We start from the raw sequence: 13193 nt of genomic DNA on the forward strand, positions 1-13193 counted from the left end.
AGAGTTTTTTATTGCTAAACAGATAATCGAAATTTGCTACTATGAAAGTTATTATAACCGGTGCCACAGGTATGGTGGGAGAAGGCGTTTTGCTGGAATGTCTTGAAAATACTGAAGTAAAGAAGATACTGATGATCAATCGCAAACCTTCACCTATCAAACATGCCAAACTGGAAGAACTTATTGTGCCTGATTTTATGAAGCTTGAAAATTACAAGGAAAGCTTATCTGGCTATGATGGCTGTTTTTATTGTGCCGGGATAAGCTCAATCGGCATGAGTGAAGAGAAGTATACTTATATAACTTATGATACAACCATGCACTTTGCAAAAGTACTTGCAAGCATAAATCCGAATCTGGTATTTAATTTTGTTTCTGGAGGTCATACAGACAGTACAGAAAAGGGAAAGTTGATGTGGGCACGGGTTAAAGGGAAAACTGAAAATGATTTAATGAAGCTTCCATTTAAAGCTGTTTATAATTTTCGTCCTGGATTTATGAAGCCTTTCAAAGGACAAAAGAATGTGAAAAGAATTTTTAGAATTATCATTCCAATTATTCCTTTATTATTTCCCCAAGCTTCATTAACAATGAAACAGGTGGGCCAGGCAATGATCAATGTTGTTAAGAAAGGTTATTCTAAACATATTTTAGAAATAAGCGATATCAGGTTATTGGCTGGATAAGTCAGTAGGTTTAATCTGATAAAGTATTAAGTTTTACTGTTACTAGGCGTTAAACGCCTAAATTTTAATGACCAGTATAATATTAAATTTTTGCTATTGAATATGCTTTATATTTTATAAAAAATGCAACAGATATGGAATGTTGAATGGATCATCATTGATATCATATGCTTACATTAAATTGTTGATTTTTAATTTATTTTGTTTTGATCTTAGTTTTCATAATGTAGTTACTTTTAATTGAAATAGATATCTGACATGGTTGAGATAAGCATTTGATTTTTTTATTATCAACTCATAAAACCATATTATCAAATATTTAATTGCTACTTAAATCTTTGAATTATTCAAAAAATAATCCCATCTTTTCAATCAAATAAAACAGCTTGCACGAGATTCTCCTGCGTCAAGTATCACAAATACTGATCCGTATTGGTTTTGATAAACAATTTGATCTTAGAAGGTTAAATCAGATTTCTTATGTCCCTTCTTAAAGACTGTAGTTTTACAGTCATAAGGGTTGTTCTGATAATTATACATCGAACAATACAGCTGTTTTAATAGTTACCGACATCTAATTTTAAGTTTATATACTCAAGGAACACATGAATAATAATTTATTAGCAGATCTGCTTCTTAAGAAGCAAAAAGAAATTTTAGAACAATGGATGAAGAATCAGCTGGCAAATGCAACGCTGCGCGAAGATCTTATGAGCAATGAAAATTTGCGAATACAATCTGGTGAAATGCTTGACTATCTGATTAAAGCAATTAAAAAAGGAAATTTTGAAGATTTAAATTCCAGAGAATTTGAGCCCATTGTTGAGATGTTGCAAGGCTTGTCGATATCAAGAGCTCAACAAGGCTATACTCCAAAGGAGACAGCGATATATGTATTTTCTTTAAAAGAAGCATTGATAAATCTGTTAATAAAAGATATGGCAGATTCAAGAGAACTTGTTGATGCTGTTGTATTAATAAGTCAACTTCTTGATCAGCTTGGTATTATAACATTTGAAACCTTTATCAAAGGCCGTGAATCAGTAATTCTAAGACAGACACAGGAAATTAATGAAATCTCAACTCCTGTTATTCGCGTTTGGGATGGAATTTTGGCTTTACCCATCATTGGGACCCTGGACAGTGCAAGAACACAGATTGTGATGGAAAACTTGCTTCAGGAGATAGTGGATACTGGAAGCAGCATTGCAATATTGGATATCTCAGGAGTACCTGCAGTAGATTCTCTTGTAGCTCAACACCTCATCAAAACAGTGAGCGCCACTAGACTAATGGGAGCGGAATGCATTATCAGTGGTATAAGAGCAGAGATTGCTCAGACTATAGTTCATTTGGGTATAGATCTATCAAATATCCAGACCAAAGCAAGCCTGGCCGCCGCATTGAAACACGCATTTGGAATGCTACAACTTGAAGTAAAGAAGGGAGAAAGGAAGATTGTAAGATAAGATATGGACAGAATACCGATTTTAAAGATGGGCGAATTTTTACTTGTAACTATTCAAGTAGATATGTATGATCGTCTGGCCCTGAATCTTGAAAATGATCTTGTGACTATGATTAAGAAGGTAGAAGCCAAAGGTGTATTGATAGATATATCGGCAGTTTCTATTGTTGACTCTTTTATGGGAAGAATTCTTGGGAATATAGCCACAATGTCAAAAATATTAGATGCTGAAACTGTTGTTGTTGGAATGCAGCCAGCTGTAGCAATTACACTTGTGGAGCTTGGCCTTCCGCTCCCAGGAGTACATACAGCATTAGATGTTGAAAAAGGTATGCTCCTTCTTCAAAAGAAATTGAACTTTTATGAAGAAGACGAGGACGGAGACCTGGATCAACATGATAGCACTGAATAAGGAGAAGATATCAATTGAAAAGGAACAGGATGTAGTCTTTTTCAGACAAAGGCTTAAAGAACATGCGGTAAAGATAGGCATGTCTGTTCTTAATCAGACGAAACTGATAACAGCGGCAAGCGAGCTTGTCAGGAATATGTTGAAATACGGAGGTGGCGGAGAGATTACAATTGAAGTAGTTAATGAGAAAATGCAAGTAGGAGTAAGGGTTATTTTTGCCGATAAAGGGCCAGGTATTCCTGATATCTCAAAGGCTATGCAGGACGGCTATTCCACCGGAAAGAGCCTGGGGCTTGGCTTGCCCGGAGCAAAAAGACTTGTTAATGAATTTGATATAAAAAGTACAGTAGGAGTTGGTACTACAGTTTCAATAGTGAGGTGGAAGAATGGATTTTAATCTGCATACAGTATTTCCAGTTGAAGACAGAAGTTATCTGGCTCTCATAAAAAATAAGATTAAAGACATAGGTCAGGAGTTACTACTTGGTGATACAGAAATCGGTAAGTTAAACATCATAGCGACTGAATTGGTTACTAATCTGATAAAGTTCGGTGAGCATGGAAGAGAAATCCTGATCAAGCCCGTAGTTTTTTCGGAAGTTTCTGGGGTTGAGATAGTAAGCATTGATAAAGGGAGTGGCGCAAAGGATCCTGTTAGAATGATGGAAGATGGCTATTCTACTGCAGGGACCAAGGGGGAAGGATTAGGTGCTATAAAAAGACTTTCAGACGAATTCGACATTTATTCCCAAAGTACCGGTACTATTGTTTTAGCACGAGTATTTAAAAAAACGAAATCTCTTTATCCTAAGACCAAAGAAGGTTTTGAGGTCGGAGGGGTAATGGTCGCAAAGATACCCGAAACTGTTTGCGGAGACCAATGGCATTATGTTACAGATGACAATGGACTGTCACTTGCAGTAATAGATGGCCTTGGACATGGCAAAGAGGCCAATGAAGCAGCAGTCGAAGCAATCAATATTTATAAAGAAAATATAAAATCAGAAACTCCTGATTTTATTGTTGATAAAATCCACAGTGGCCTCAAAAAAACAAGAGGAGCAGTCGGCCTTATCATACATGCAGATAATCAAAAGAAAAACATGATTCATTGCGGCGTGGGCAATATTGGCTGTAAAGTAATCAGTAATTACAGCATGGAGAATGCAAAGTCTCTAATCCTCTTTAATGGCATACTTGGGTTGAATGTAAAGAGAATGAATAGTACCATAAACATTTGGGATAATACCAAAACTATGGTGGTACATTCTGATGGACTTACAAGCAGATGGGACCTTCACAAATATCCTGGAATATTAAATAGGCATCCAACTATTATTGCAGCAGTTCTTTATAGAGATTTTAACCGAAGAACGGATGATATTACTGTCGTTGTAGCCAGAACAAAAAGGGCAATAAATTATGTATAGCGCGATTGTTAAAGTTAAAATCGATAATGAACTAGATATTGTCGTCGCTCATAAAAGAGCAAGGCAGCTGGCAACGCTTACAGGATTGAACTTCTCCAACCAGGCAAAGTACGCTGCCGCAATTTCCGAAATAAGCAGAAATACATTGGAACACGCTAATGGAGGAGAAATTATGTTTTATATTAATGAGATTTCAGGTAGCCTATGTTTATCGTCGGTTATCAGAGATGAGGGGAATGGTATTTCTGACATTAATAAAATAATGAATGCCTTTCCAGGCAGAATGGGGAAGGGAGTAGGTATAAAAAATACACAGCGACTGGTCGATTTTTTTAATATTCAATCTGAGTCAGGTAAAGGTACACAGGTTGAATTGGGAATGAAACTTCCTGCAAATCATCCTCCGATTAACAGAATTATTATAAAAGGATGGGCCCAGCATTTCCTTAATGAAAAACCTGTTAGCCCATATGAAGAGTTGAAAAAGCAAAATGATGAACTCATTGATGCTTTGGAACAACTTAAATATAAAAATCTAATGGTTGAAAACCAGCTGGAAGAGATTAAACGTTTAAATACAGAACTTCAAAAGCAAAATGCGGAAATCTCTTCTTTGTCTAAAGACAAAGAGCGCCGCAATAAACAATTGGAGGAAAAAAATAAGCAGCTGGATGAATTCTCCTATATCGTCACGCATGATCTAAAAGCTCCTCTCAACAATATGCTTGGGCTTATCGATGTCTTCAAAGACGAAATCAGGGAAACGAACATCAATGATGAATTTGAGATGTTTGTTGGTCAAGTTGAAAAAATGCAGAAACTGGTTGGAAATATTGTTTCCTACACGAGATCTGGAAAGGAGAATATTGTTAAAAGTAACGTAAACCTTTCAAATCTCTTAGAAGAGATCATCAAATTTCTACCTTCTAAAGATGGGGTGAGTGTTGAAGTTCCTAGGGACATCCCATCCATTTATACAGAAGAGATTTATCTTGAGCAGATTTTTAACAATCTTATCGGTAATGCATTGAAGTATCATGATAAGAAGCAAGGCAGTATAAAAATTTCTTATAAAGTATGCGAAAATGGTATGTACCAATTTGGCGTCTGTGATGATGGTCCAGGTGTACCAGATGGTCAGAAGGATAAAGTTTTTGACCTGTTTCATACTATTAACCAAAACAGGAGCATTGAAAGTACAGGGATTGGGCTTGCTATAGTTAAAAAGATAATTGAATCTAAAGGCGGTAATATTTGGATAGAAGACAATATTCCATTTGGAGCAAACTTTATGTTTACTTGGCCAGCGTCCGCTTCGGAAGAGATTGTGAAATAATTATTAAATACATCAATAGCAAATACTTTTTTCTTGAATGATACCTATGTATACCTGCGGTTAAGAATTAATGAAGTTTAGTAAAGCTGTTATAATTTCATTCCGGATTTATGAAACCTTCATCGGGTAAAAGCATGTGATAGGTATTTTTAAAATTATCCAATTTTTTCAAAGCTTCATTAAGTATGAAACAGACAGAGCAGGCAATGATCAACGCAGTCGATCTTGATGGGGTGAATGAAATAATTGTTCATGATTTGACATTTGAAGAGGTAAGTAAAGGAAATTATCAATATGTAGACATTCCATTATTTGTCGTTTTTAAATTTAAGATTAATGATTTTAAAAAGGATGAGGTTTGACTAATACCTACAATCTGGAACATAACTTGAAGTTTAATGAGTATTTGAAAATGAAACAACCTGTCCTTGCTAGGCATGCAGACAGCATTCATGGTCCATTTTTTTAAGTGGATTTTGATACTTTAAAGCCATAAGAGCCAAATTGGTCCTTTGGATATTAAATGTTAAGGAAAAAAAATAATAGTTTTTCAAAATTGAAAAATAAATTACATCATTTAAGGAACCTGAAAAATCCTGTTTGTTTTTTAAGTAAAAGAAAATTTTAAATTTTTATTTGCCATCTAAAGAAGTTTGTTTTTGAAGCTTTTTGTAGACTAAATAATTGAAAAATAGTTGTTTGTTGTGTGTTTGGTTATAAAAAGAATAGCTTAAATAATTTAAATATTACCACTTTATTGTATAAATTGCCGCACCAAAATAAAAGTTTAACTTAATTTTTTATGAAAAGAATGTTTTTAAAATCAATGCAACTTGCATGTTGCGCTGTGCTGTTATTTTTTAGTTCGCTTTCCTTAAATGCACAATCTATTGAATTAGATAAAGTAGGAAGAGCAGGGTTTAAAGGTGTTCAGAAACTGGATGACAAAGGTTACTATGTTCAGTATGAAGAAACCAATGCAAAACCACGTGTTGTAAAGCTGATTATACTTGACAACAATCTGGTTGCGACAAATGAAATAAAACTGGAGTTGAAACCAGAAGACAAACTTGAAGACCTTGCCTATAATGGTGGTAATTTTATGTTTGTTAAATCAAACTCAAAAGAAAAATCACGTACTTTCAAAATTCTTGATAGACAAGGCAAAGAACTTGCTTCAAAAGAGCAAAAGGATGTACCTGCACGTCTTCTTTATAAGCCTGCAATGATCACTCCTGTAGAGCAAACAGACTTTTTGGTGATCAATTATACAAAAGATAAAAAAGTAGGTTACAGCATTGAGCGTTTCAACGAAAAGCTGGAAAGCAAATATCTTGAAACGTACGAGCCTGAAAAGAAAAAACTTTATCCTGTTGATTACCTTGTTGCAGATGACGTACTATATGTATTGGAATTTTTATCAGCAGATTATTCTGACTATTTCGAGTACCATATTGCTGGTTTTAGCATGACCAATGGAAAGCAGTTATTTAACAATCATCTGAAGAGCGCTGATGATAAGGCTTATGGTTATGCAACTTTCCTTCGTTTAGGAGCAGAAGGAAAAGTAGTTACTGGTGGTATGTATTTCAATGGTCCTAGAGAAGACAATGCAACATCTGATGGTCTATTTACTGCAGTAGTTGATAAAGCTGGTAAACTTAACTATCAATATAAAACATGGAAAGATGTTGAAGCTAAAGTTAAAGCTGGTAATTCAACAAATGGTATCTGGGGTGGTAAGACAAAGACATTTGTGCAGGACTTAGCTGTAAATGCTGACGGTAGCTTTTCTTTAATTGCTGAGAACTTCAGAAGAGGTGATGAGGCATTAGCAGGTGGGAAAAACAAAACTCTTGGTACTCTTACCAAAGTGAGCAATATGTCGAATGGTGAGTCTTCAGATGAAGCAGTAACCGTCTCTGAATTTGTGTTGTTCGATTTTACAAAAGACAATGTTCTTTCTGATGTGCGTAAATTAAACAAACCCGAATCTGTAACTGTTATCAGATCAGCTGCTGATCCTAATGATCAGCCTTATGTAGGACAAGCTAAAGGTTTGAACCTGGCAAATATCCTTAACAACAGGGGGTATTTCCCATATCGTTTTACTGCACAGAAAAACGGAGAGAAAGTATTGGTATATCAGTTTACTTATGAAAAACTTTTCAAAGAAAAATTGTTTTTCACAAAGTTAAATGCAGCTACAGTTGATACTAATGCAATAGAAATCACAAATTCTGTTATGAAAGTAGAGCAGGAGCTTGATGCTGCTTCATCTCAGAAAATGGGTAAATTAGGAGCTCTTTCTAAAAAGCTTGATAAAGCATCTGGTTCTGATATTCAGAATACATATTACATGAAAGGTTCACACAGCCCTCATGATTTCCGCAGCCGTTCTTTGAATACAAGAGTATCGTCTTCAAATTTGGATGGAAAAATCCTTATTTATGATTTCGTTCCTGAACTTACAGGTGATGCCAACCAAAAGAAAAGCATGCTGGCTAAGTATAACAATGGGATGAACAACGCTATCAATGCGAAATTGAAAATATGGTATATTGATATCCGTTAATTATTTAACTAAATATTAGAATGAAAGAGGCTGTCCAAACGGGCAGCCTCTTTGCTTTATATACAATTTGTATGAAATAAAATGAACTGTATGGAACTACCTGCTGTTTGAAAGTAACCATTATAAAAAAGATCCGTTTCTATTTAAAGTAGAAAATTCTATTTTTGTAAATAAATCAAAGAATAAAGTCCTTTATGTAAAATTAATTTCTTTCAGGAAAACGAATTGTCCCTGGCATCTGCCTGGTACTCAGTGTCCACTTTTAAAGAAAGAAGTTATGATAATTCTTCAGAATCTCACATATATACATTCCAATAAAGATTTATTGTTTGATGAAATACATCTTGCAGTAAACAATCATGATAAAATTGCCTTGATTGGCAATAACGGTTCCGGCAAATCCACATTGATGAAGATTATAGCCGGTGTTATTCAACCATCTGGCGGTTTTGCGAATACAAGCTCAAAGCCATATTATGTTCCTCAGATCTTTGGCCAGTATAATGAACAGACGATAGCACAGGCACTTCAGATTGAAGACAAGCTGAATGCTTTGAGCGAAATTCTTAAAGGAAATGTCACTGATTTGAATTTTTCAATTCTCAACGATGACTGGACTATAGAAGAAAGGTCTTATGGAGCTCTTGCGCACTGGGGGCTTCAGGAACTAGAACTTAAACAGCAGATGGGCACTTTAAGCGGAGGCCAGAAAACAAAAGTTTTTCTTGCTGGAATTATGATCCATCAGCCAGATATTATACTGATGGATGAACCAAGTAATCATTTGGATATAGGGGGAAGAGCACTCTTGTATGAGTTTATTCAATCATGTACAGCAACTTTATTAGTAATTAGCCACGATAGAAAGTTGTTGAATATGCTTGATACGGTTATAGAGCTGAGCACAAAAGGCTTATCTGTGTATGGTGGAAATTATGACTTCTATAAAGAGCAGAAACAATCGGAACGACAGGCACTGGATCATGATTTGAAAAGCAAAGAAAAGGAGCTTAGGAAAGCAAAAGAAACAGAACGGGAAGCGATGGAGCGCCAGCAAAGGGCAGATGCAAGAGGAAAGAAGAAGCAGGAGAAAGCAGGCCTTCCCAGGATATCCATGAATACATTTAAAAACAAAGCGGAAAACAGCACAGCGAGAACAAAAGGTGTTCATTCAGAAAAGACAGGTACACTTTCTCAAGAGCTCAGTGATCTTAGAAAAGAATTGCCTGAGGCCGACAAGATCAAGTTTGGTTTTGATAATTCGGCTTTACATAAAGGGAAGATTCTTTGCACCGCTAAAGAAATTAATCATAGTTATGACCAAAATCTTTTATGGAAAGAAGGTCTGAGTTTTCAAATTACAAGTGGTGAAAGACTTGTGGTGAAAGGTCTGAACGGGAGAGGTAAAACAACGCTTATCAAAATTATATTAGGAAAAATAAAGCCATTAATAGGAACCCTACAGATAGCAGAAAGTAAAACAATCTATGTTGATCAGGAATATTCCATCATAAGCAATATTCTTAGTGTATATGAACAAGCGCAGAAGTTTAATACAGCGCTTCTTCAGGAACACGAAGTTAAAATCAGACTAAACAGATTTCTTTTTACTAAAGATGATTGGGATAAGCCTTGTGGTGTACTAAGCGGAGGAGAGAAAATGCGTCTGATGCTTTGTTGTCTGACGATAAGCAGCCAGGTGCCTGATATTATTTTGCTGGATGAGCCTACAAACAATCTTGATATTCAAAACGTCGAAATCATGACCGCAGCTATCAATGAATATGAAGGAACGCTTATTGTTATTTCACATGATGAATATTTTCTGGAACAGATAGGAGTGGAGAGGGTGATAGAGTTGAAATGATAAGTTTGATTATGATAAATATAAAATGAAGAAGCCCCGAATTTCGGGGCTTCTTCATTTATGCTCATTAAAGATAAAATAGTATTAATAACCCATCACTCTATCTCATCAATGGTCCAATGAAATTGCTTTCTGAAGATCGGTAATGTATCAATGTTTAACTTTTTAAATTTTACTTTTTGACTTTTGTTGTTGTTTAAATAGACTAAAGTCAGGATGCTATCTTTAGTAGAATAATGATAGTTTAAAACCATTTTATATTGATTGTAGTCTGTCAGAATCAAAAGATTTTCAGCTTTGTCAATTTTTAGTTTGTAATCAATCATCTCATCGCTATCATCCTGGAATATCATATAATTCATACGATGTATGAAAACGCGTTTTGTCTTATCTAACCATGTAAATGAGCTGTCTCTATCCATAGATAAGTTAAGATAAGCACCATGTAAATAGGGGCGATTCTCTTTGTCATCATTTAAGTTCCCTGTTTGAATCGTAGGATATAATACTTCAAACAAAATTATTAAAATCAGAAATGTCTTAATGAAGAAAGATAGAAACTGGTTTTTAATATTTGAGGAAAAGTCTTCGCCTGATGGTAATTGTAGCTTGCTTAACGATGTGCTGATAATTGAATAATAGCTACTCGCCCCTAATAAAGAAAGGAATAGCAGGAAAGAAGAGAAAAACTTCAGGGAGATATCAAAACAAAGATTAATTACTAAAATGTTTGTAAACGTTAATATACTTAGAGCATATCCAATTAATCTTGTTCTTTTATATAAAAGTAATGAACCTGTTATAGCTTGTGTTAAACCTAGAAAAATATTAAAGGAATAAGAAGAGCCAATGGTTGTCCAAAACAATATGTCCTTGTCAAGGAAGCCGATTGGCGTGTATAAAATGTTTGGTTCGGGCTGATAAAACTGACTCTTGAAAATCTTGCCAAATCCATAGTTAAGAAGCTGAAAGCTTAAGTAGTATGCTATTATCGCGTTGCCTATTTTTGCTATACCTCTTTGGAGATGGATCGACCTGAAAAGCAATACAGCAGAGCTCAACAGAAGTGAGAGAATAAATAATATAAAAGCAAGAGTATAAAGGGACGACGAATCTGAGGTGATCTCCTTATAGTTATAATCATTAAATAAAAGAGGTTTGAAAAATGATATCAGGCCTCCAAAAACTAATGACGCTATCTCCTCATGTTCAGGAAATAAATTGAAAGGAAATGGAATAAATAAGATGCCAAGCCATGTAAAAAAATAACTGGCTATTCTAAGGAAAGCTCTCGGATTACCTTTCATTCAAGAGTCTTTTCATAGTTGAATATTTTTTACTCAGAAATGCAATTACTAAGGCTATAAAGAATATTGAAACAATACCGATCCATTTTGGATTGAAAGGAGGATTCGAGTTATCAAAAATTAAGAGAGGGGTATAGTTCTTTTTTGTTTTTTTTGAGACATTACTGATTTTGTCAAATCCAATAAAGTCAATGCTGTCGGAAGTTTCATAATCAAGTTCTTCTAAAGCTTTCTTTAGGTTAACTGTAGACATGCCCTGCTTAAATAAAGGGTGATTATGGATAGTGTCAAATTCAAAAGAAACTCTGTCTTGGTGAATAATGGAGAGTCTGCTTACCACTATAGAAATACTATCTGAGATGTATTTGACAGAATCTATTTTAGAAAAGTATCTTTTGGGTGGAAGTCCATAATTAGAGAAATCCTGGTCGGAAGAATCGGCCTTCATTGAGGTTCTGAAAGTAGTAGTTTTCCCGCTATGACTTTTATGGGCAATTAATTTAGTCTGTGATAATGCAGGAGTTATAATCGAAATAAAAATTGTAAAGATAAAAAAGATTCTTTTCATAATTCGTTGGTTTGATTTTTTATACTATTCTCTAGCTATTTCTAAAAAAAATTATTTCTCAGAATATCCATCTTTTAAAACGAAATATTTAAAGGATTAATATAGTTAATACTCTTGAATTTCACTAACAAAAAAAGCCCCGAATTTCGGGGCTTTCCATATATTTTTAACGTTAATCTAAAATTACTTCACCAACTTCTCATAAGCCTGCTGTACAAGCTCGAAATGGAACTGGTCAAATATGTTGTCAAAAGACGCTGTAATCTCTTCATTCATAAGATTACCTATACTTCCTTCATGTGTATGGTTAATGGTTTCTGGAGCTTTAAATTGATTTTCTTCGATAAGAGCTCCTACTTGCTTGTATGCATCTCTGAATGGTGTCCCATCCAATACCATTTGATTGACTACCTCCACACTGAAAAGATACTTGTACTTCTCATCTTTCAACAAGTTGCTCTTTACTTTGATTTGTCCTAGCATGTATGCTGCAATCTGAAGACAATTATTAAGGTCCTCAAATGCAGGCAGAAAGTTTTCTTTGATGATCTGAAGATCCCTGTGATAACCTGAAGGCAGATTAGAAGTGATCAGACTAATCTCATTCGGTAAAGACTGAATCCTGTTACATCTGGCTCTTATCAATTCGAATACATCCGGATTTTTCTTGTGAGGCATGATGCTTGAGCCTGTAGTCAATTCATCAGGGAATGTAATGAAACCGAAGTTCTGGTTCATATATAGACACACATCCATTGCAAGTCTTCCAAGTGAGGAAGCTATTGAAGACATCGCAGCTGCAACGTTCTTTTCTGTTTTGCCTCTTCCCATCTGAGCATAAACAACATTGTAATTTAAGCTTTCAAAGCCTAAAAGATCTGTTGTCATTTGTCTGTTAAGTGGAAAAGAAGAACCATAACCAGCAGCAGATCCTAGTGGATTTTTATTAGCAATTTTATATGCAGCCAGCATCATATTGAGATCATCTGCAAGGCTTTCTGCATATGCACCAAACCATAATCCGAAAGAAGAGGGCATTGCTATTTGCAGATGTGTATATCCTGGAAGTAAATCGTTTTTGTGTTTTTCGCTCAATGAAATTAAGAGCTCAAACAACGTCTTTACATTTTCTACAGTTACCCTTATCTGATCTCTTATATAGAGCTTAAGGTCTAGCAGTACCTGATCGTTTCTTGATCTCCCGCTATGTATTTTCTTACCAACATCACCAAGTCTTCTTGTAAGGATTAATTCTACCTGAGAGTGTACATCTTCCACGCCATCTTCAATGGTGAACTGGCCTTTCTGTATTTCTCTGTAGATATTTTTTAATTCTTTATGAAGGATATTTAATTCACTCTTCTCTAGCAACCCGATGCTTTCAAGCATTTGCGTATGTGCAATAGATCCAAGTACGTCAAACTCAGCCAGAAGCAAATCCATCTCGCGATCTTTGCCAACAGTGAATTTCTCAATGCTTTTATTTACTTCTGTGCTTTTTTGCCACAACTTCATGGTAACGAAATTTTAAATATCAGTTAATT

The 13193-nt window shown here is 35.0% G+C and carries 12 protein-coding genes; 9 read left to right on the top strand and 3 right to left on the bottom strand.

All coding sequences use genetic code 11. The features are described from left to right. The first annotated feature begins 41 nt into the window (after positions 1 to 41). The 9 genes from K350_RS0119860 to abc-f all read left to right on the top strand — a co-directional run bounded on the left by K350_RS0119860 (position 42) and on the right by abc-f (position 9774). Entirely contained in the window at positions 42 to 686 is a 645-nt protein-coding gene (locus K350_RS0119860; protein ID WP_028981384.1) for an NAD-dependent epimerase/dehydratase family protein, read from the top strand. 605 nt (positions 687 to 1291) lie between these two features. Then, positions 1292 to 2155, top strand: coding sequence for an STAS domain-containing protein (locus K350_RS0119865; RefSeq protein WP_028981385.1), 864 nt, complete (start codon positions 1292 to 1294; stop codon positions 2153 to 2155). A 27-nt stretch (positions 2156 to 2182) separates the two neighbouring features. After that, the gene (locus tag K350_RS0119870) at positions 2183 to 2566 is read left to right on the top strand and encodes an STAS domain-containing protein (protein ID WP_425423919.1); all 384 of its coding nucleotides are present in this window, start codon (positions 2183 to 2185) and stop codon (positions 2564 to 2566) included. Next, positions 2550 to 2963 carry an anti-sigma regulatory factor gene (locus K350_RS0119875; RefSeq protein ID WP_028981387.1) on the top strand — a complete coding sequence of 138 codons (414 nt, stop codon included), beginning with the start codon at positions 2550 to 2552 and terminating at the stop codon, positions 2961 to 2963. Before K350_RS0119870 ends, K350_RS0119875 begins: the two co-directional genes overlap by 17 nt. Beyond that, positions 2953 to 3996: an ATP-binding protein gene (locus tag K350_RS0119880; RefSeq protein ID WP_028981388.1), complete on the top strand. Its 1044-nt coding sequence runs from the start codon at positions 2953 to 2955 to the stop codon at positions 3994 to 3996. Before K350_RS0119875 ends, K350_RS0119880 begins: the two co-directional genes overlap by 11 nt. Then, a complete protein-coding gene (locus K350_RS0119885; protein ID WP_028981389.1) occupies positions 3989 to 5332 on the top strand; it encodes a sensor histidine kinase in 1344 nt (447 codons plus the stop codon). The genes K350_RS0119880 and K350_RS0119885 overlap by 8 nt, the downstream gene beginning before the upstream one ends. 185 nt (positions 5333 to 5517) lie before the next feature. Beyond that, positions 5518 to 5694, top strand: a complete 177-nt coding sequence (locus K350_RS32445; protein WP_156027110.1) for a hypothetical protein — start codon at positions 5518 to 5520, stop codon at positions 5692 to 5694. Between the two features lie 440 nt (positions 5695 to 6134). Next, positions 6135 to 7907, top strand: a complete 1773-nt coding sequence (locus K350_RS0119895) for a DUF6770 family protein (protein WP_028981390.1) — start codon at positions 6135 to 6137, stop codon at positions 7905 to 7907. A gap of 277 nt (positions 7908 to 8184) precedes the next feature. Continuing rightward, positions 8185 to 9774 (top strand): ribosomal protection-like ABC-F family protein, encoded by a 1590-nt coding sequence (gene abc-f / locus K350_RS0119900; RefSeq protein WP_028981391.1) that lies wholly within the window; start codon positions 8185 to 8187, stop codon positions 9772 to 9774. A gap of 95 nt (positions 9775 to 9869) precedes the next feature. Here abc-f and K350_RS0119905 read toward each other — a convergent pair whose 3' ends face one another. From K350_RS0119905 to argH, 3 genes are all read right to left on the bottom strand, one after another. After that, entirely contained in the window at positions 9870 to 11081 is a 1212-nt protein-coding gene (locus tag K350_RS0119905; RefSeq protein WP_028981392.1) for a hypothetical protein, read from the bottom strand. Beyond that, positions 11071 to 11649 carry a hypothetical protein gene (locus tag K350_RS0119910; RefSeq protein ID WP_156027111.1) on the bottom strand — a complete coding sequence of 193 codons (579 nt, stop codon included), beginning with the start codon at positions 11647 to 11649 and terminating at the stop codon, positions 11071 to 11073. The genes K350_RS0119905 and K350_RS0119910 overlap by 11 nt, the downstream gene beginning before the upstream one ends. A gap of 183 nt (positions 11650 to 11832) precedes the next feature. Beyond that, positions 11833 to 13164: an argininosuccinate lyase gene (gene argH, locus K350_RS0119915; RefSeq protein WP_028981394.1), complete on the bottom strand. Its 1332-nt coding sequence runs from the start codon at positions 13162 to 13164 to the stop codon at positions 11833 to 11835. Positions 13165 to 13193: the final 29 nt, after the last annotated feature.

The organism is Sporocytophaga myxococcoides DSM 11118, from assembly GCF_000426725.1.
Lineage (GTDB): Bacteria > Bacteroidota > Bacteroidia > Cytophagales > Cytophagaceae > Sporocytophaga > Sporocytophaga myxococcoides.